Origin of the sequence: Streptomyces sp. SCSIO ZS0520, from assembly GCF_025643355.1 — a bacterium.
GTDB classification, from domain to species: domain Bacteria; phylum Actinomycetota; class Actinomycetes; order Streptomycetales; family Streptomycetaceae; genus Streptomyces; species Streptomyces physcomitrii.
In genome coordinates, this window is sequence record NZ_CP092644.1 from 7,803,668 (window position 1) to 7,823,911 (window position 20,244).

The 20,244-nt window shown below is 69.8% G+C and carries 13 protein-coding genes and 3 pseudogenes; 6 read left to right on the plus strand and 10 right to left on the minus strand.

Annotated elements, in window-relative coordinates:
- Positions 1 to 48: 48 nt before the first annotated feature.
- From MID12_RS32540 to MID12_RS31965, 6 genes and pseudogenes are all read left to right on the plus strand, one after another.
- Positions 49 to 1,668: pseudogene (locus MID12_RS32540) on the plus strand (type I polyketide synthase); the annotation flags it as partial.
- A 162-nt stretch (positions 1,669 to 1,830) separates the two neighbouring features.
- A pseudogene (locus tag MID12_RS32545) lies at positions 1,831 to 3,735 on the plus strand (acyltransferase domain-containing protein); the annotation flags it as partial.
- Between the two features lie 358 nt (positions 3,736 to 4,093).
- Positions 4,094 to 4,597: pseudogene (locus tag MID12_RS32550) on the plus strand (SpnB-like Rossmann fold domain-containing protein); the annotation flags it as partial.
- Positions 4,598 to 4,768: 171 nt separating this feature from the next.
- Positions 4,769 to 5,326, plus strand: coding sequence for a zinc-binding dehydrogenase (locus MID12_RS31955; protein ID WP_263172716.1), 558 nt, complete (start codon positions 4,769 to 4,771; stop codon positions 5,324 to 5,326).
- Between the two features lie 234 nt (positions 5,327 to 5,560).
- On the plus strand, positions 5,561 to 6,697 hold the full coding sequence (locus MID12_RS31960; protein ID WP_263173584.1) for a beta-ketoacyl reductase: 1,137 nt from the start codon (positions 5,561 to 5,563) through the stop codon (positions 6,695 to 6,697).
- Positions 6,698 to 7,204: 507 nt separating this feature from the next.
- Complete coding sequence (locus MID12_RS31965; protein WP_263173586.1) at positions 7,205 to 9,901, plus strand: helix-turn-helix transcriptional regulator; 2,697 nt, start codon at positions 7,205 to 7,207, stop codon at positions 9,899 to 9,901.
- Between the two features lie 51 nt (positions 9,902 to 9,952).
- Here MID12_RS31965 and MID12_RS31970 read toward each other — a convergent pair whose 3' ends face one another.
- From MID12_RS31970 to MID12_RS32015, 10 genes are all read right to left on the minus strand, one after another.
- On the minus strand, positions 9,953 to 11,407 hold the full coding sequence (locus tag MID12_RS31970; RefSeq protein WP_263172718.1) for an NDP-hexose 2,3-dehydratase family protein: 1,455 nt from the start codon (positions 11,405 to 11,407) through the stop codon (positions 9,953 to 9,955).
- Entirely contained in the window at positions 11,401 to 12,387 is a 987-nt protein-coding gene (locus tag MID12_RS31975; protein ID WP_263172720.1) for an aldo/keto reductase, read from the minus strand. The genes MID12_RS31970 and MID12_RS31975 overlap by 7 nt, the downstream gene beginning before the upstream one ends.
- Entirely contained in the window at positions 12,387 to 13,412 is a 1,026-nt protein-coding gene (locus tag MID12_RS31980) for an NAD-dependent epimerase/dehydratase family protein (RefSeq protein WP_263172722.1), read from the minus strand. The genes MID12_RS31975 and MID12_RS31980 overlap by 1 nt, the downstream gene beginning before the upstream one ends.
- A 118-nt stretch (positions 13,413 to 13,530) precedes the next feature.
- Positions 13,531 to 14,181: a response regulator gene (locus tag MID12_RS31985; protein WP_263172724.1), complete on the minus strand. Its 651-nt coding sequence runs from the start codon at positions 14,179 to 14,181 to the stop codon at positions 13,531 to 13,533.
- Positions 14,178 to 15,563, minus strand: a complete 1,386-nt coding sequence (locus MID12_RS31990) for a sensor histidine kinase (RefSeq protein WP_263172726.1) — start codon at positions 15,561 to 15,563, stop codon at positions 14,178 to 14,180. Before MID12_RS31990 ends, MID12_RS31985 begins: the two co-directional genes overlap by 4 nt.
- A complete protein-coding gene (locus MID12_RS31995; RefSeq protein ID WP_040255764.1) occupies positions 15,560 to 16,297 on the minus strand; it encodes an ABC transporter permease in 738 nt (245 codons plus the stop codon). The genes MID12_RS31990 and MID12_RS31995 overlap by 4 nt, the downstream gene beginning before the upstream one ends.
- A gap of 63 nt (positions 16,298 to 16,360) precedes the next feature.
- Entirely contained in the window at positions 16,361 to 17,269 is a 909-nt protein-coding gene (locus MID12_RS32000; RefSeq protein ID WP_040255765.1) for an ABC transporter ATP-binding protein, read from the minus strand.
- Between the two features lie 153 nt (positions 17,270 to 17,422).
- Positions 17,423 to 18,052, minus strand: a complete 630-nt coding sequence (locus MID12_RS32005; protein WP_263172728.1) for a dTDP-4-dehydrorhamnose 3,5-epimerase family protein — start codon at positions 18,050 to 18,052, stop codon at positions 17,423 to 17,425.
- Positions 18,049 to 19,302 (minus strand): activator-dependent family glycosyltransferase, encoded by a 1,254-nt coding sequence (locus MID12_RS32010; protein ID WP_263172729.1) that lies wholly within the window; start codon positions 19,300 to 19,302, stop codon positions 18,049 to 18,051. Before MID12_RS32010 ends, MID12_RS32005 begins: the two co-directional genes overlap by 4 nt.
- A 104-nt stretch (positions 19,303 to 19,406) precedes the next feature.
- The gene (locus MID12_RS32015) at positions 19,407 to 20,192 is read right to left on the minus strand and encodes a thioesterase II family protein (protein WP_263172732.1); all 786 of its coding nucleotides are present in this window, start codon (positions 20,190 to 20,192) and stop codon (positions 19,407 to 19,409) included.
- Positions 20,193 to 20,244: the final 52 nt, after the last annotated feature.

A 20,244-nucleotide genomic window follows, 5' to 3' on the forward strand; every position in this document is an offset into this window, starting at 1 on the left:
GCCCTACGAGGACCTGTTGGCACGAGTGGAGTTTCCAGGATGACTACGTCGAACCAAGAGATCGTTGACGCACTGCGCTCCTCCCTCAAGGAGACCGAGCGGCTCCAGCGCGAGAACCACCGCCTGACCGAGGCCTCCCGCGAACCCATCGCGGTGGTCGGCATGGCCTGCCGCTACCCCGGCGGCGTCCGCTCCCCCGAGGACCTGTGGCGGCTGCTCGCCGAGGGGACCGACGCGACCTGCGAGATCCCGGGCGACCGCGGCTGGCCCGAGGACCTCTACGACCCCGACCCCGAGCAGCCGGGCAAGTCGTACGCCCGCCGGGGCGGGTTCCTGGACGAAGTGGCGGACTTCGACGCGGAGTTCTTCGGGATCTCCCCGCGCGAGGCGCTGGCGATGGACCCGCAGCAGCGGATCCTCCTGGAGACCGCCTGGGAGGTCCTGGAACGCGCCCGCCTCAACCCCCACGACCTCCAGGGCAGCCGCACCGGCGTCTTCGTCGGCGCCTCCACCTCCGGCTACATCCCCGACCTCGACAACGTCCCCGAGACCGTCGAGGGCCACGCCCTGATGGGCAACCTCGCCAGCGTCCTCTCCGGCCGCGTCTCCTACTCCTTCGGTTTCGAGGGCCCCGCCGTCTCGGTCGACACCGCCTGCTCCTCCTCCCTGGTCGCCCTCCATCTGGCCATGCAGGCGCTCCGCCAGGGGGAGTGCACCCTCGCCCTCGCCGGAGGCATCACCGTGCTCGCGGGCCCGTCCGCGTTCATCGAGTTCTCCCGCCAGCGCGGCCTCGCCCCCGACGGCAAGTGCAAGGCCTTCGACATCTCGGCGGACGGCTTCAGCGCCGGAGAGGGCATCGGTCTGCTCGCTCTGGAGCGGCTGTCGGATGCGCGTCGTCTGGGTCACCGTGTGGTGGGTGTGCTGCGGGGTTCGGCGACGAATCAGGACGGTGCGAGCAGCGGCCTGACCGCGCCCAACGGGCCTTCCCAACAGCGGGTGATCCGGGCTGCGTTGGCGAATGCGGGTCTGGGTGTGGCCGATGTGGACGCGGTGGAGGCACACGGTACGGGGACCAGGCTCGGGGATCCGATCGAGGCGCAGGCGCTGCTCGCGACGTACGGGCAGAACCGTCCTGCCGAACGGCCCGTGCGGTTGGGGTCGTTGAAGTCGAACATCGGGCATGCGCAGGCGGCTTCGGGTGTCGGCGGGGTCATCAAGATGCTGATGGCTCTGGAGCGCCAGGAGTTGCCGCGTTCGCTGCACATCGCCGAGCCGTCGCCGTTCGTGGACTGGGAGGCGGGCGCGCTCGCGCTGCTGACCGAGCCGTCCCCGTGGCCGCGGGGTGAGCAGCCGCGTCGGGCGGGAATCTCCTCGTTCGGCGTGAGTGGCACCAACGCCCACCTCATCGTCGAGGAGGCACCCCAGGAGGAGTCGGAGAATTCCGGCGGTACGGGCGTGGGCCAGGAAGCGGGGGAGTCGGCTCTTCCGGTGCTGGTGGGCGGGCTTGTGCCGTGGCTGGTCAGCGGCGGCAGTGGGGATGGACTGCGCAGCCAGGCCCGGCAGTTGGCCGAGTTCGTGAACGGTACGGGTGCCGAGGCGGGCGTGGCCGAGATCGCCCATGCGCTGACGGGGCGGGCTCAACTGCGTCACCGGCTGGCGGTACTTGGCACCGGGCGCGAGCAACTTGTCGACACGCTGGGTGAGTTCACTGCCCAGGGCGAGGCGCCCGGCGCCCTCACCGGCATGGTCGAGGGCCGAATCAAGACGGCTTTCCTCTTCTCGGGTCAGGGTGCTCAACGCCCCGGCATGGGACGGGAGTTGTACGAGGCCTCGCCGGTCTTCCGTGCCGCGCTGGACGAGATCTGCACCCACCTCGATACGGAGATCGGGCGCTCGCTGCGCGAGGTGATGTTCGCCGCCGAAGGCACCCCTGAGGCCGAACTCCTCGACCAGACCCTCTACACCCAGACGGCGTTGTTCGCCTTCGAGGTCGCTCTCTACCGCATGGTGGAGGCCGCTGGGGTGAGTCCGGACTGCCTGATGGGGCACTCGATCGGGGAGCTGGCTGCCGCGCATGTGGCCGGGGTGCTGTCGCTCGCGGACGCGTGCACGCTCGTCGGAGCGCGGGCCCGTCTCATGCAGGAGCTTGCCCAGGGCGGTGTCATGACCTCCCTGCAGGCCGGGGCGAAGGAAGTCGAAGCTTCGCTGGCGAAGGTGACCGGTGGGGAGCGGGTGAGCATAGCCGCTCTCAACGGGCCCGCCTCCACTGTCGTTTCAGGTGACGCGGACGCTGTGGAGGCGGTGGCCGTCTACTGGCGGGAGCAGGGGCGCAAGACGCGTCGGCTGCGGGTCTCGCATGCGTTCCACTCCGCGTACATGGATCCGATGCTGGCGGAGTTCGAGAAGACCGCCTCCACCCTCACCTTCCACCCGCCCACCATCGCGGTCATCTCCAACGTGACCGGAAAGCTGGCCACCGTCGAGGAGTTGACCTCGCCTGCGTATTGGGCGCGTCAGGTTCGCGGGACGGTCCGCTTCCACGACGGCGTGAACGCGCTCGCCCAGGCGCAGATCCGCATCCTGCTTGAGGTCGGGCCGCGGGGTGTTTTGACGGCGATGGCGCATGACTGCCAAGACCAAGACCAAGACCAAGGCCAGGATCAGCCCGCGTCTTTGATCGCCCCGTTCGCCCGTCACGACCGGCCCGAGGCGGACACCTTCCTGTCCGCTCTCGCACAGGCCTGGACCCACGGCGTGGAGGTCAACTGGCACGCCGTGCTGCCGGGTTCGTCGTCGGGGGCGGGGGTGGAGTTGCCGACGTATGCCTTCGACCGGAGTCGGTTCTGGCTGGAACGCGGCACCACCAGCGGAGGCGACCTGGCCGGAGTCGGCCTGACATCGGTCGCACATGGTCTGGTCGCCGCGGCTGTCGAGGTCGCCGACGGGCAGTCCGTGGTCCTCTCAGGCCGGGTCTCGCTGTTCACGCATCCGTGGCTTGCTGATCATGCGGTGTCGGGGACGGTGCTGCTGCCGGGCACAGGGTTCGTGGATCTGGTGATCCGCGCGGGTGACCAGGTGGGGTGCGGGCACATCGAGGAACTCGTCCTGCAGAGCCCCCTGGTGCTGCCTGCCGAGGGTGCGGTCGAGCTCCAGGCCGTGGTCGACGCCCCCGACGAGGACGGGCGGCGTGCGGTCACGGTCTACTCCCGGCCGCATACCGGCCTGGGCGGCATCTGGACCCGCCACGCCCAAGCCACCCTCAGCCATGCCCCCGTGGCCGCCGCCGGGCCGGACTTCATGGCCCTGGCTTCCTGGCCGCCCGCCGGGGCGACCGCCGAGCCGCTCGACGATGTCTACGGCGCCCTGGCCGAGCGCGGCTACTCCTACGGGCCGTCCTTCCGGGGGCTGACCAAGGTCTGGCACGACCCGCACGACAAGGAGACCGTCTACGCCGAGGTCTCCCTGCCCGAGGAGGCGGCCGAGCAGGCAGGGCGGTTCGGGCTGCACCCGGCGCTCCTGGACGCGGCGCTGCACGCGCTGCGGTTCCACCCGGGTTTCCCGCAGGAAGGCGTGTGGTTGCCGTTCTCGTGGAGTGGTGTCTCCCTGCACGCCACCGGCGCCACCACCCTGCACGTCCAACTCCGCATCACCGAAGACCACACCCTCACCCTCACCGCCACCGACCCCACCGGCACACCCGTCACCCACATCACCACCCTCCACACCCGCCCCCTCGACACCACCCACCTCACCACCACCCCCACCCCCGACGGCCTCTACACCCCTCCACTGGACCCCACCACCACCACAACCACCCAGCCCCCACAACCCCCATCCGCCTCACAACCCTCGGCACCACCACACCCCCACTCCCCCACACCCCCCACCACCCCACCCTCACCGACCTCCAACACACCCTCGACCACACCCCACCCCCCACCCACACCCTCCTCACCCTCACCACCCACAAGGAAGAAGAGGAAGACGGGGATGGGGAGGCCGGCGCCGACACCGCCCACGCCGCAACACACACCACCACGCCGAACAACTCCTCACCCACCTCCAGACCTGGCTCACCGACGAACGCCTCGAAAACACCACCCTCATCCTCCACACCACCGGCGCCGTCACCACCGACCACACCGCACCCACCGACCTCGCCGCCGCCACCGTCTGGGGCATGATCCGCACCGCACAGGCCGAACACCCCGACCGCTTCCTCCTCCTCGACACCGACCCCCACCAACCCCCACCCCCCACCGAACTCGCCACCCTCCTCACCCACGCCCTCACCACCACCGAACCCCAACTCGCCCACCGAGACGGGCGACTTCTGGCCCCGCGGATCGTCCGTCCCTCGGACGACGGCCGGATTCCGGGGGTGAGCGGGTTCGGTGCGGGGACCGACTGGCGTCTGGACGCGCTCGGCGGCGGCTCGCTGGACAACGTGGGCAAGGCGCCCAACCCGCGGGCGACCCGGCCCCTGGAGCAGGGCGAGGTCCGTATCCAACTGCGGGCCGCGGGCCTCAACTTCTACGACGTCGCGGTGGCCCTGGGGCTGGCCCCGTCGAACGAGGGACTGGGCACCGAGGGTGCGGGCATCGTGGTCGAGACCGGGCCCGGAGTAGAGCAATTCGCCGTAGGGGACCGGGTGTTCGGCACCTTCCCGGCGGCCTTCGCGCCGCTGACCATCTCAGACCAGCGCACGATCGTCGCGATGCCGGACGACTGGTCGTACGAGGATGCGGCCGGCACGCCGACGGTGTTCTTGACGGCGTACTACGCCCTGCACGATCTGGCCGGGATCAAACCCGGTGACAAAGTCCTCATCCACGCCGCGACCGGCGGCGTCGGCATGGCCGCCATCCAACTCGCCCGCCACTTCGGCGCCGAGGTCTACACCACCGCCAGCCCCACCAAATGGCCCACCCTCACCGCCATGGGCATCGACCACGACCACATCGCCCACTCCCGCACCCTCGACTTCCGCGACCAATACCTCACCCACACAAACGGCCGAGGACTCGACATCATCCTCGGCTCCCTCGCCGGCGAACCCGTCGACGCCAGCCTCGACCTCCTCGCCCCCGGCGGCCGCTACCTCGAAATGGGCAAAACCGACATCCGAGAACCCGGCCACGCCACCCGCCCCCACCCCCCACACCCCACCCACCTACCAAGCCTCGACCTCAAAGACGCCGGACCCACCCGCACCGGCCACATACTCACCCACCTCACCACCCCCTCCTCACCCACCACACCCTCACCCACCTCCCCAACCACACCTGGCCCCTCGCCAACCTCCGCCACGCCCTCCGCCACATGAGCCAAGGCCGCCACACCGGCAAAAACACCCTCTCACCCTCCCCACCCCCCTCAACCCCCACACGGCACCACCCTCATCACCGGCGGCACCGGCACCCCTCGCCCGCCACCTCGCCACCCACCTCATCCAAAACCACGGCATCAAACACCTCCACCTCACCAGCCGCCGCGGACCCCCCACCACCCCCACGCCACCCAACTACGCCAACAACTCCTCAACGCAGGCGCCACCACCATCACCCTCACCGCCTGCGACACCACCAACCCCCACCAACTCCACAACCTCCTCACCAACATCCCCACCCACCACCCCCTCACCGCCGTCATCCACACCGCAGGAACCCTCGACGACGCCACCCTCACCACCCTCACCCCCCAACAACTCCACCCCGTCCTCGCCAACAAAATCGACACCGCCCACCACCTCCACACCCTCACCCGCCACCACAACCTCGCCGCCTTCGTCATGTACTCCTCGGCTGCGGGCGTGCTGGGCAGTGCGGGGCAGGCCAACTACAGCGCCGCGAACGCGTATCTGGACGCGCTGGCCGCTCATCGCCAGGCGCAGGGACTGCCCGGTACGAGCCTCGCCTGGGGACTGTGGGCCGAGGCCGGGGGAATGACGGCGCACCTCGGGGAGCAGGACCGGGCGCGGATGGCGCGCAGCGCGATCGCCCCGATGAGCAACGCGCAGGCGCTGGCGCTCTTCGACGCCTCCGATCGGCTGCCGCACCCGATGCAGCTGGCCTCGCTGCTGCAGCTCAACGCGCTCCCCGCGGATCCGCTGTGGTCGCGGCTCGCGACGGTACGGCCGGAGGCGGTGGCGCGGCAGCAGGGCCCGGCCCTGAGTGAGGAACTGGCCCGGCTCGGCGAGACCGAACGTCAGCAGCACGTACTGGAACTCGTGCGGCGCCATATGGCGGTGATCTTGATGCTGGATTCCCCGGGAAGCATCGAGAGCGGCCGCGGGTTCCTCGACCAGGGCCTCGATTCCCTGACCGCGGTGGAACTGCGCAACCGGCTGGCCGGTGTCACCGGAATTCGCCTGCCCGCCACGGTGATCTTCGACCATCCCTCGCCCGCTGCGCTGGCCCGGTACATCGTCGGGAAGACCGAATCCGGGACATCCGGGGAAACGGCACAGGGCGTTCCGGAAGGCGCTGATCGGGTCTTGTCCGAATTGGACAGGATCGAGGCGATGCTGACCATGATCCCCAAGGAATACATTGCAGAGAGCAGGATTCCAGCGCGCTTGCACGCACTACTCGCCGGTATGAATGGCGGTGGCGCTGCGGACGACGCGACTGTAGAAGAACGCCTCGGTTCGGCGTCCACCGAGGACCTCTTCCAATTCATCGACAGCGAACTCTGAACAAAGCTCCCCTTTTGGCTCCCGGCGTACGGTCTGCCCCCGGCCGTCGCCGGGGGCCGAAAGGTTTTGTGCTCCACGTCACGGTCCCCGGGTGAGGCGGGCAAATTGTAGTCCACTATCATTTGGCAGCAACCCCTCAGTTTGATAGGGGCGCGGTGGATCCTTCTTGCGCTGGCAGGAAGGGGTGTGGCATGGCAGACTCGGCAACGTCCCACGGGAAAACCGGACATGTCGGTGCCGCGTAGTGGTAGCGTGCGCAACGTCGCTCCGGGACCGGGACGACATGAAATAACGGGGGAACGACCAGCAAGAGCACTTTCGGTCATATGTGGCTTTTGGTCTCATGTGTCGCATGGTGTGGGATCTCTGTGATGCATCCGCACGCATGCGCGGACGTCTGTGTATACGCCTGTCAACCTCCTTTGTTTCGCAAGACGTGTCATATGTATGGCGTCTGACGGGGTAGGAGGGTCATCGGGCATGATTCTGATGCAGCGCGAACGACAGATGACAGCACTCAACCGGGCATTCGATATCTCCACATCGGAGGCTCAGGCGAGTATTGTTCTTCTTTCGGGGGCGGTGGGTAGCGGGAAAACCGTGCTGCTTGAGGAATTCACCGAAGGTATTAAGGACCAGGTCGGCACCGTCATCCAGGCGACGGGTTCGCCGGGGGAGTCCGACTTAGATTTCGGGCTTGTCAGCCAGCTTTTCCAGGGTGCCGAACCGCGTGATTCATCCAGTGTTCTGGGTGCCCTTCTCGAATTCACCGAACTCGGGCCGCTCGTCCTTGTCGTCGACGATGTGCAGTATGCGGACCGCCCCTCACTGGACTGCCTTCTCTACGCGGTGCGCAGACTCCGCAACGCCCGGATCATGGTCGTACTCACCGAGTCGCCGACGCTGCAGATGCCCAACCCGGGCTTCCGCGCCGAGCTGCTGAGCCAGTCGAACTTCACCTGGCTGTCGCTGGACCCGCTGGGCGTGGGCGCGCTGACCAGGATGGTGACCGAGGAGTTCGGACCCGACGACGCGGTCAGGACCGCGGGCCGGATCCTCGCGGCGACCGGCGGCAACCCGCTGCTCGCCGGTGCCTCCCTCCAGCACTACCGGTCCCTGCTCGCCGAGTCGGACGGCTCGGCGATCCCGCAGGGCGTGGACATCTTCGACCACGCGGTGCTGCGCTCGCTGTACCGCCAGGAGCCCGGGGTCCGCCGGGTCGCGCAGGCCCTCGCCGTACTGGCCCGGCCGGTGGACCCGGCGATTCTGGCGGAACTCCTCGACACGGCACCGGAATTCGTCGTCCAGGCGCTCACCCTGCTGCAGGGGGCCGGCCTCGCGGAATGCCCCGCACCCGAAGCCCATCAGCTGCGGCACAGCACGATTGCGCGGGCCGTCCTGGCCGGACTCTCTTTCGACGAACGCAGGCAACTGCACCGCTGCGTCGCGTCCGTCCTCTACGACCACGGCAACGGGCCCTCCGTCGTCGCCGAGCACCTCGTCCAGGGCGACTCCACGGAACGCGGCTGGAGTTCGGCCGTGCTGCAGGAGGCCGCCCGGCACGCGACGGCCAAGGGAATGCCCGACAAGGCCGAGGCCTTTCTGAAGCTGGCCCGCCGCTGCGAGAACGACTGCGCCAAGCGCGAGAAGATCGAACAGCTCCTGGTCCAGGCCCGCTGGCAGATGAACCCGCTGGCCGCCAAGGCCTCCCTGGACGCCCAGCTCTCCCTCGCCCGGGCCGGGGACGGCGCCGCGTGGAAGGCGCTGCCCGCCGTTCCGTACCTGCTCTGGCACGGGCAGGCCGACGACGTCTGCGAGGTGCTCTGCCGCGCCGCCGCCCATCCGGCACCGGACCCGACCGCCGCGGCGCAGCTGCGCTTCATGTCCCTGCTCTCCGCGCTGGTCCGCCCCGGCTGCTCCGACGCGCTGGCCCCCGCCCTCCAGGTGCCCCTGGACCAGGAGGCCGCCGGATCCCCGGAGTTGGAGGCCTTCCATCTGCTGAGCACGGTGCTCGGCTCCGGCGCGGGGGAGGAGACCCTCGCCGCGGCGGAGAACCTCCTGCAGCGCCACAGCGCGGACGCCTCGGCGGGCGCCCTGACGCTGATCCCGCTGACGGTGCTGCTGTGCGCCGGGCGCCCCGAACGGGTCCTGCACTGGACGGGAGAGCTCCTGAACAGCGGCCAGCTCGCACCGCAGCGCTCACCGACGTGGACCAGCATCCTGCACGCCCTCCACGCCGAGGCGGCCCTGCGGCTGGGAGAGGTGACGCGCGCCGACGAGTACGCCCGCCGGGCCGTACGGGAGATATCCCTCCAGGCCTGGGGCGTGGCCGGCGGCTTCCTCCTCGCGACCCTGGTGGGCTGCGCCGTGGAGTGCGAGCAGTACGACGAGGCCGCTCTGCTGCTGGCCTATCCCGTCCCGCCGGGCCTGTTCGACACCCCGCTCTACCTGCCCTACCTCATGGCCCGGGCCCGCTATCACGTGGCCACCGGACGCCTCGAAGCCGCTCTCGACGATCTGCACCACTGCGCCGGTCTGATGACCGCCTGGAACCTGGACCTCCCCGGCTTCCTGCCCTGGCGGCTGGAGATGGCGCGGGTGCAGCTCGCGCTCGGCCGGCGGCAGGAGGCCGCCGCCCTGGTCCACGAGCACCTGCGCTTGCACGAGCCGCTCGACGCCGCCACCCACGAGCGGGTGGAGCGGCTCCTCGCCGAGGCCGGGACCGCCGGGTCCCGCGAAGGCCAGCCGAGTGCCCCGGGCGTAGTGCCGCCCCCCTCCGGCAACTGGACCACTCCGCAGCCGCTGGGTGATCCCGGGCTGCGCCCCCGGCAGATGGAGGCGCTGGCGCTGGGGCGGGCCCCGGCCCGACCTCAGCACCGGCCCTCCGCCGAGTCTCCCGCCCCCTTGCCCCCGCAGCGCAGGCCCCAGGAACCGGCCGCACCCGCGGCGACGGACGCGGGGAACGTGCGGTTGATCAGCCTGCGGGCGCATCTGACCCGGGCCGAACGCCGGGTGGCGGCCCTCGCCGTCCAAGGGCTGAGCAACCGGGAGATCTCCCGGCGGCTGTTCGTCACCGTCAGCACCGTCGAACAGCACCTGACCCGCATCTACCGCAAACTCGACGTCAAGAACCGCGACAAGCTCCCGACCGAACTCCTGGCCTTCCTCGAACAGGACCCCAATGTCGCCGGTGCTCTGAACTGACCCTGCGGCGGGGCCCGTTCCGCACCGACCGCACCTTCGCGGCGCCTGCCGCTAGCCGCCCGCGGGGTGGTGGAGGGTCTGGAGGCAGGTGAGGAGGGTGCGGGTTTCGATGTTGAGGTAGTGGCTGTGGTGCGCGAGTTGCTGGAGTTGGGGCAGGGAGATCCAGCGGTGGTCGGGGGTCTCGTGGTCGGCGCTGAGCGTGGTCTCGGTGATGAGGTAGCGGTTGTCGGCGTGGTAGAAGCGACCGCCCTCTTCGGAGAGAAGGGTGTCGTAGAGGGGCCGGTGGGGTGAGCAGGGCGCGAGGTGGTCGAGGTGCGGGGGCTGGTGGTGGGCGGGGAGATGGGCGTAGTTGCGGGGGGTGTACTGGATGGTGGGGGCGAGTTCGACGGTGTCGGTGTAGCCGGGTTCGGCGCGGGCCTGGACGAGGACGTGCGGGGTGTCGTTGTGATGGGCGAGGAGGAAAGCGGCGACGCCGGGACCATGGGGTTCGATCATCGGCTGGGTCCACTGGGCGATCTCGCGGTTGTGGGTGGTGACGTGGACGGCCATGACATTGAAGTAGCGGCCGGTCTCGTGGGTGATGCGGTGCGGGGTCCGGTGCCAGTGGGGGAGGTTCTTCAGAGGAATGCGCCGGGTGGTGACGGTGCGTTCGGTGCGCTGGGTGGTGATCCAGCTGTGGATGTCGGGGTCGGGGTGGACGCTGTCCTGTCTGCTGCGGGCGTCGGTCCTCCGCCTGTGGTCGCCGCCGATCGTGTGCAGGGCTTCGTGGTCGGCTTCGTCCAGGTACGGGTCTCCGCGGTGATTGGCGGGTGGCTGGGGGAGGAGGGCCAGGACGCTGCGGGAGTCCATGTTGATGAGGTTGTCGTGGGTGAGGAGCTGGTGGATCTGACCGAGGGTGAGCCAGCGGTATCCGTCGAGGAGCGGGATGTCCGTGTCGGGCGAGACCTCGATGAGCATGTTGCGATTGCGTTTGCGCAGGAACCAGGTGCCCTGTTCGGACTGGCGGGTGTCCGCGAGGATGCGATGGCGGTGCGGGTGCTGGAAGTATTCGAGATAGGGGACGGGCTTTCCCCGGTGCACGCGGGTGTAGTTGGAGCGGGTGGCCTGGACGGTCGGTGAGATCTGGAGGGGACCGTGGTTGCCGGGCTCCATTTTCGCCTGCATGAGGAAATGGGGGATACCGGCGAAATCCTTGACGAGGATGCCGAGGATGCCGATCTCGGGTTGGTGCAGGATGGGCTGCTCCCAGTGCTCCACGGGAGCTCCGGGCATATCGGTGCTGAGACCCTCGACGGTGAAGAAGCGGCCGCTCTCGTGGGTGAGGTTTCCGGTTTCGGGGTGAAAGTGCCAGCCGTTCAGCCGGGCGAATTCGATGATGTCGATGCGGCTTTTGTCGGCATCCACGCGGTCGTTGAACCACCGGTGGAATTCGGTCAGTTGGGTCTGGGGACTGTCGAGGGCGGCGGCTGAGCGGGTCAGGCGCCGGTGGAGGGTGCTGGTCACCATGCCCATGCCTCCGGTCCGGGGCCGCCGTTGCCGATCGGAGGAAAGAGGCGGTCGAGTTCGCCGAGGGTGTCGGGGCTGAGGGTGAGTTCGAGGGCGCTGAGGGCGCTTTCGAGCTGGGCGACGGTACGGGGGCCGATCGCGGGTGCGGTGATGCCGGGGCGGGAGGCGACCCAGGCGAGGGCGACCTCGGCGGGGTCGGTGCCCAGGCTGGTGCACAGCTTCTCGTAGGCCGCGATGGTGTCGTGGTGGATGGTGAGGGCCTGGGCGGCGCGGCCCTGGGCGGTCTTCTGGGCGGTGTTGTCGGCGAGTTTGCGCAGGGCGCCGCTGAGGAGTCCGCCGTGCAGGGGGGACCAGGCGATGACGGCGATGCCGTAGCGCTGGGCGGCGGGGATGACTTCGAGCTCGATGTGCCGGGTGATGAGGTTGTAGATGCTCTGCTCGCTGACGAGGCCGAGGGTGTGGCGGCGGTGGGCGGTTTCCTGGGCTTCGGCGAGGTGCCAGCCGGCGAAGTTGGAGGAGCCGACGTAGCGGATCTTGCCCTGCTGGACCAGGACGTCCATGGCCTGCCAGATCTCGTCCCAGGGGGCGTGCCGGTCGACGTGGTGCATCTGGTAGACGTCGATCCAGTCGGTGCCCAGCCGTCGCAGGGAGGCTTCGCAGGAGGCGATCAGGTGGCGGGCGGAGAGGCCTGATTCATTGGGCCAGTCGTCCATGGGATTACCGGCCTTGGTGGCGAGGACGACCTTCTCGCGGCGGCCGCCTCCTTGGGCGAACCAGGTGCCGAGGAGTTCCTCGGTGTAGCCCTTGTGCTTCTGCCAGCCGTACTGGTTGGCGGTGTCCAGGAAGTTGATGCCGTGGTCGAGGGCGGTGTCCAGGAGGGTGCGGCTTTCGTCCTCGCCGGCTCTGACACCGAGGTTCAAGGTGCCCAGGCAGACCTGGCTGACCTTGAGCGCGGTACGGCCGAGATAGGTGTAGCGCATCAGTGTCCTTCGTCCGAGGAGGAAACCGGCTCGCCTGGACTGGCGGGCCCGGCGGGCTTCGTGGGCGTGGCCGGAGCGGCGGATCCGGCCTCCGCGGTGGGTTCGGTGGGGGTGGCCCACTGGTCGTGGAGGGATTGGTCCAAGGGGATGCGGGGGGTCCAGTCGAGGAGGCGGGTGGCGAGGCCGGTGTCGACGCTGGTCCATCCGCTGCCGTTGCTGGTGAGCGGGGCGGTCCGGGTGTGGATGAGGTGCGGGGGCAGGCCGGAGAGCGCGATGAGCTGGTGGGCGAGTTCGCGGATCGGGGTGGGGTGGCCCTGCCCGATGTTGATGATGCGGCCGGTGACGGGTGCGGTGGCGGCGTGGAGGACGGCGGTGGCGACGTCCCGTACGTCGATGTAGTCGCGCTGGTCGTCGGCGAGGGTGAGGCTGAGGGGCTGCCCGGTCTGCTGGGTGTGGCGCAGTTGCCGGGTGAGGTGGCCCAGGAAGCTGCCCGGGGGGAGGCCGGGACCGCAGACGTTGGTGACGCGGAGGACGCAGCCGTCGATGCGGCCGGCTTCGGTGGCGTCCAGGATGTGCGTACTGGCGGCGAGTTTGGTGCGGGCGTAGACGGTGCCGGGGGCCGGGGTGTGGTCCTCGGTGACGGGGTGGGGCGGGGTGAGGGGCCCGTACTCGTGGACGCTGCCCAGATGGATCAGCCGGGGGCGGCGGGCGTGGGCGGCGAGGGCGTCCACGAGCCGCTGGACCAGGGGCTGGTGGGAGGCGGCCATGGCGGCCTCGTCCCCCTGCCAGGCGTCGCCCGCGGCGTTGATCACGAGTTCCGCTCCGCTGAGGGCGGCGGAGATCTCGGTGTCGTCGGCGCTGAGGATGTCGAGTGCGGTGAACGCGGTGCGGGGAATCGGGTCCGCGGCTTTTCTGGCTATTGCCAGTACGTCATGTCCCTGTGCGGCCAGGGCCGTACAGATATGGCGTCCGAGGAATCCGGTGCCGCCGATGACAACAGCACGCCGATAGTGCGAAGGGGCCATATGAGCAACGCTATTGGCGCTTTGTGAAGGGGAACAACCCCTAGCCTCGACCCCCCTAAAGGTCCCCCCTAGGCCGCCTTGACCTGCTGTTCTTCTGTGTTCTCCAGGGGTGGGGGTTTCACGGGAACAGATGCCGTTTGTGCGCTTCGCTGACGGCCGCCGCCCTGTCCTTCACGCCGAGTTTCTCGTAGACGTGGATCAGGTGCGTCTTCACGGTTGCCTGGCTGATGAACAATGCGGCGGCGGCTTCCCGATTGGTGGCGCCGTCGGCAATGAGGCGCAGGACTTGGAGTTCGCGTTCGCTGAGGGGGCCCGCGCTCGGTTTGCGTACGGTTTGCAGGACTCGGGTGGTGATGGCCGGGGAGAGGACGGACTGGCCCGCGGCGGCGGTTCGGACGGCGCGGGTCAGTTCCTCGCGGGGGGTGTCCTTGAGGAGGTAGCCGGTTGCTCCGGCGGCCAGGGCGCCCATGACGTCGCCGTCGGTGTCGTACGTGGTGAGGACCAGGATGCGGGCGTCGGGGTCCTGGCGCAGGAGGTGCTCGATGGCTTCGACGCCGCCCATGCGGGGCATGCGCAGGTCCATCAGGACGACATCGGCGCCGCCTCGGCGGTAGAGGTCGAGGGCCTCGGCTCCGTCGCGGGCCTCCGCGGTGACGGTGAAGTCGCTTTCGCGTTCCAGGAGCGCGCGGAGTCCGTCGCGGACCACGGGATGGTCGTCGGCGATGAGGATACGGATCGGCTGGGTCCGCGCGGGGTGGGGTGTGCTCATGTGCCGGCTCCCGGGGGGATGGCGGGGACGGCGGCGCTCAGGGCGGTGCCCTCGCCGGGGGCGCTTTCGATGGTGAGGGTCCCGGCGACCCGGCTCAGCCGGCGCCGCATCGCGATCAGCCCGAGGCCGTGCCCCGCACCGGCCGCGCCCTCCGCCTGGACCGCGCCGGACGTATCGCTCGTACCTCCCGCCGCGTCCGCCGCGTCCGAACTGCCCGCGCCGGCCGTGCCGTTCGCTCCGTTCGTGCCGCCCGCCGCGGTGGTGCCGTCCGGGACGGCCGCGTGCGGGGGAGGGAAGCCGGTGCCGTTGTCGAGGATGTCGAGGACCACGAGGTCGTCCATGTAGCTGAGGGTCAGGGTGATCTGTGTGGCGCGGGCGTGTTTGGCGGTGTTGGTGAGGGCTTCCTGGGTGACGCGGTAGAGCGTGGCCTCGAGTTCGGGGTGCAGGGGGGCGGTGGTGCCGGTGGTCTCGAAGCTGAGCTGGAGCTCCTTGCCGTGGGCCCAGGTGCGGGCGAGGGTTCCCAGGGCTTCGGGGAGGGTGGTCGATTCGAGTTGTTCGGGGCGCAGCGCCTGGGCGGAGCGGCGGGCTTCGCGCAGGCTCTCGCGGGCGAGGGTCTTCGCGGTGCGGATGTGGTGTCGTCGGTCCTCGTCGTCGGTCTCGGTGTGCTCGGCGGCTTCGAGCTGGCGGATGATCCCGGCGAGTCCCTGGGCGAGGGTGTCGTGGATCTCCCCGGCCATGCGGCGCCGTTCGTCGTGGATGCCTGCTTCGCGGGCCTGGGTGATGAGTTGGGCGTAGAGGCCGGCGTTCTCGGTGAGCGCGGTGCGCAGTTCGGCGACGGTGTGCCGCCGGTCTCTGTGCTGCTGGCCGAGTCTGCTGGAGAGCAGGTTGATCCAGCCGACGAGGACGGTCTGGAAGGCGATGGTGCCCGCATAGGGGATCAGCGCGGTCGGGGTGGGTTCGGGCAGGCCCGCGGGGACGGTGTTGACGACGAAGGAGGTGGCGGCCACGCAGGCGAAGGCCCAGCAGGTCGGCAGGAGTACCAGGGCCTGGAGGAAGCCGGTGGCGGCGAAGAGCATGAACACCCGGTCGTGGGCCATGAGCGCGGCGGCCAGGGCGAGGAGTCCGGCGAGGTAGGCGGCGGCGGGGGCGGTGCCGTAGCGGCGGCGGCTGAGGCGGCGGGTCGGCAGAGTGTAGGTGAGGGCGCTCCAGCAGGCCGCGGCCGCCACCAGGGCGAGCAGGACGGGCTGCTGCCCACCGCCGCTGTGGTCGTGGGTGAGGCTCCAGGCGGTGGGCAGCAGCAACAGGAGGTAGGGCAGGGCGTCGAAGAGGATGTCGGAGTGGGTCTCCCAGCGCCGGTTCTCCTCGACGGCGGCGGTGCTCATTCCCAGCGGAAGAGCTTGGCCGCCGCAGCCGTGCCCACTACCGCGAGGACGGCCAGCACGCTCAGGTGCAGTGTCTGCGGCCACTGGCCCTCCCAGGAGTCCCGCAGCGCCTGGAGCGCGGCGCCCAGCGGAGTGTAGTCGCCGATCGTCGACAGGGTGGCGGGCATGTCCTCCTTGGGCACGAAGGCGCCGCCGAAGAAGAGGCTGGGGAAGAGCAGGGACAGGCCGATAGCGGTGGCCGCCTTGCTGCCGGGTGCCACGGCGGCGATGACCAGCCCGATCGCGAACAGGGCCCAGGTGCCCAGGGCGAAGCTGACGACGAACGCGCCGACGCCCTCGGGGGCCTGGGTGTCGAAGGCGGCCCGGCCCACGACGAGGACCAGGACCGCGGAGAGGGTGGCGGTCGCCAGGTTGATGACGAGCTGGGCCAGCAGCAGGTTCGCCGGGTGGACGGGGCTGGCGGCCATCCGCCGCAGGATGCCCTTCTCCCGGTAGGTGGCGAGGGTGGTGGGCAGCAGGTTCAGCGCCAGCATCGTCAGGCACAGCGATATCGCCATCGCCGGGACGAAGGCCTCCATCGACTCCTTGGTCGCGGCGTCGTCCTGCGACTTCTCGGTGACGAAGTGGAAGATCGTCAGCAGCATGATCGGCAGCGCGATCACGAAGAACACCGCGGTCGGATCCCGCAGGAACAGCTTGGTCTCGACGTAGGTGAGTTTGGTGCGCCCGGACATGGAACCAGGTCTCCTCGAAAGGGGGGTACGCGGCGGGGTGGATCCGGTGGATCCGACGGCGGGTCAGGTGGCGGGGTGGGTGCCGGTCAGGGCGACGAAGGCGTCGTCGAGGCTCGCCTGTTCCAGGCGCAGTTCGCCGGCGACGATGTGGTTGCGGGCCAGCACGGAGATCACCGCGTAGACGACGTTGCCCTTGCCGGTCACGGTCACCTGGGAGTGGGAGCGGGTGATGCTGTCGACTTCCGGCAGCGAGGTGAGCAGGCTGTCCTCGAAGTCGACGGAGGGCTTGAAGCGGATGATCTGCTTCTCGTCGACGCGGGAGATGAGGCCCGCGGGGGTGTCCAGGGCGACGACGCGGCCGGACTCGATGAGGGCGAGCCGGTCGCAGAGGCGTTCGGCCTCCTCCATGAAGTGCGTGACCAGGAGCACGGTGACGTCCTGGGCGCGGACCTTCTCGATGAGTTTCCAGGTCTCGCGGCGGGCGTGCGGGTCCAGGGCGGTGGTCAGCTCGTCGAAGACGGCGATCTTCGGCTTGCCGACCAGGGCGAGGGCGATGGACAGCCGCTGCTGCTGTCCGCCCGACAGGGAGCCGTAGGCGGCGTCCGCCTTCTCCGCGAGGCCCCATTCGTGGAGGAGTTCACGCCAGTCGACGGGGTCGCGGTAGAAGGTGCTGTAGAGCTCCAGCGCCTCCCAGACCTTCATCTTCGCCGGGAGTTCGCTCTGCTGGAGCTGGATGCCGATGACCTGGCGCAGTTCGGCGAGGTCCTTCAGCGGGTCCAGGCCCATGACGGAGATGTCGCCGCCGTCGCGTTTGCGCATGCCTTCCACGCACTCGACGGCGGTGGTCTTGCCCGCGCCGTTGGGGCCCAGGATCCCGAAGATCTCTCCCTCCTCCACCGAGAAGGACACGTCGGCCACGGCCACGTGCTGGGGGTACTCCTTGCGCAGGTTCTTGACCTCGATCAGCGCCATCGGCGGCTGTCCTTTCCTTGTCGCCGGCTCACCCCTGAAGACCGTAGGGGCGGGCTGCCCCGCCGCGGATCGCCTCATCGGCTGCTCCGGGGGAGTAGGGGCCCTCCACCGACCGGTCGACGGGGCATCAACCGGTCGGTGGACCGACCCGGTTCAGCCGGAGCCGGGTTCACCGGTCCCGGGCTGCTGGATCCGGGCTGTGCGGAGTGCCCGGCAGGCTTCCCAGGTGGGGAGCCGTCCGGCCTCGCGGGCTTGTCGCAGGGTGGGTGCGGTGCGGTCCCGTTCCGAGACCAGGTAGGTCATGTCGGGGGGCCAGGGCAGGGCGAGTTCGGGGTCGAAGGGGTCGATCTCGTGCTCGCGGGCGGGGTTGTACTGGACGGAGTTGAGATAGGCGGCGACCGTGTCGTCGCGCAGGGCGATGAAGGCGTGGCCCAGGCCCTCGGAGAGGTAGACCGCCCGGTAGTCGACGGCGTCGAGGTGGACGCTGTCGACGTGGCCGAAGGTGGGTGAGCCCACGCGCAGGTCGATGATCATGTCGAGGAGTTCACCGCTGACGCAGGTCACCAGTTTGGCCTGGCCGGGCGGTACGTCGGCGTAGTGGATGCCGCGCACGGTTCCGCGGCGGGAGACGCTGTGGTGGTTCTGGCCCAGGTGCAGGGGGTGCCCGAGGGCCTCGGTGAAGCTCGACGCGGTGTAGTGGGCGACGAAGGCGCCGCGTTCGTCGCGGTGCACCGGCGGAGTGAACTCGTAGGCGCCGGGCACCGCCAGCTCGCGGATCTTCACGCGTGGTGCTCCGCGGTGCGGGCTTCCAGTTCGGCGACCAGCTGGTGCGGGGTGGGCGTCTGCTGGTTCTCCTCGCGCAGGCGCTCGGCGGACTTCTTGAACGAGGCGTCCTCGATCAGGCGCTGCACGCTGTCCTTGAGGATGTCGGCGGTCAACTCGGAGGCGTGTACGGCGAGGCCCGCACCGGCGTCCTGGATGCTGGTGGCCTTGTTCCACCAGTCGGCGTAGCGGATGGTGGGGATGAACTGCGGTACGGCGTTGGCCAGGGCGGTGCCGTAGGAGCCGAAGCCGCCGTGGTGGATGAGCAAGTCGGCGCCCGGCAGCAGGGCGTGCAGGGGGACGAAGTCGACCAGGCGGGTGTTGTCGGGTATCGAGGCGAGGGTCTCGATCTCCTCGGCCGGTACGGCGGCGACCACGTCGACGTCGAGTTCGCCCAGCGCGGTGATCATGTCGGTCAGCGGCATGAAGGTGCCGCCGAGGGCGGCGCGGGCCGAGACGCCGGAGGTGAGTACGACCCGGGGCCGCTCGGGCTTCTGGTGCAGCCAGGCGGGGATGTCGCTGGGGCCGTTGTAGGGCAGGTAGCGCACCGGCAGCCGGTCGACGGCGAGCGGGAGTTGGAGGCTGGTGGGGATCTGGTCGATGGTCCACTGGCCGGTGACGACGGACTCGTCGAACTCCTTGCCGTAGCGCTTCAGGATGCCGCCGAGCCAGTCGGCCAGCGGGTCCTCGCGGCGCGCCTCGGGCTGTTCGGCGAGCCGGGCCAGGAAGACCTCGCGCATCGTGGAGTAGATGTCGATACACCACAGCAGCCGGGCGTGGGCGGCGCCCGAGACGGTGGCGGCGACGGGGCCCGCGTAGGTGACCGGGTCCCAGATGACGAGGTCCGGCTGCCAGGAGCGGGCGTAGTCGATGAGTTCGTGGACCATGCAGTCGTTGTAGGTCTGGTACGCGAACATCACGCTGACCTTGAACTTCATCAGCACCTGCTCCCAGGAGTGCGTGTCCAGGGAGGGCGCGGACCAGTCGGAGAGGGGGTTCTCCAGCGAGTCGCGGTTCTCGCGCAGCATGTCGTGCAGGTTGTGGTCGGTGCCGACGGACACCGCGGTCAGGCCGGTGCTCTTGATCGCTTCGGTCAGCGCGGGGTTGCTGGCGACGTGGACCTCGTGGCCGGCGGCGGCCAGCGCCCAGGCCAGCGGAACCATGGTGTACAGGTGCGACTTCTCGGACACCGTGGAAAAGAGGATGCGCATGGGTGGGTTCTTCCTTCGTGGGTCTGGGCCGGTCCCGGCGCCTCCCGCTGGATGCGGGCGGACGCCGGTGGGTGCGGGTGGGTCGGGGCGCGGGGGGTGGGGCTCTAGTGGAGGGGGTGGCCGCCGGTGCGGGTGGCGGCGCGCAGGGTGTCGGTGAGCACGCCGGCGACGGCGGCCTTCTGCTCCTGGAGGTAGAAGTGGCCGCCGGGAAAGACCTGGAGGGTGAAGGAGCCGGCGGTGTGCTCCTTCCAGGCGGCGACCTCCTCGATGGAGACCCGGTTGTCGCCGTCGCCGGTCAGACCGACGATGTCGCAGCCCAGCTTCGGGCCGGGCCGGTAGCGGTAGGTCTCGGCGGCCTTGTAGTCGCTGCGCAGCGAGGGCAGGGTCAGCCGCAGGAGCTCGGCGTTGTCCAGGACCCGGTCGTCGGTGCCGCTGACGGCTTGGAGTTCGGCGATGATCCCGGCGTCGTCCATGCGGTGGATGCCCAGGCTGCGGTGCAGGGAAGGGGCGGGGCGGCCGGAGGCGAACAGCACCGCCGGGACGACACCGAGTTCGTCTTCCATCAGGCGGGCGACCTCGAAGCCGACACTGGCGCCCATGCTGTGGCCGAACAGGGCCAGCGGCCCCTGGTCGGCGCTGGGGCGCAGCGCCTCGAACACCGCCCGCGCCAGTTCGTGGACGCTCTCCAGGGGGGTGTCGTGGCGCCGGTCCTGACGGCCGGGGTACTGCACCGCCAGCGCCTGGATGCTCGGGGGCAGCAGCGCGGACAGCGGCGCGTAGGAGCTCGCGGCGCCGCCCGCGTGGGGCAGGCAGACCAGGCGTACGGCGGCGTTCGGTCGGGGATGGAAGCGGCGCAGCCACAGGCTTTCGTCGGCGGCGGGCAGGGCCATGGTGGTTCTCGTTTCTCGCGTTCCGTGGGGGGTTCACCGTGCTGTGCGGAGG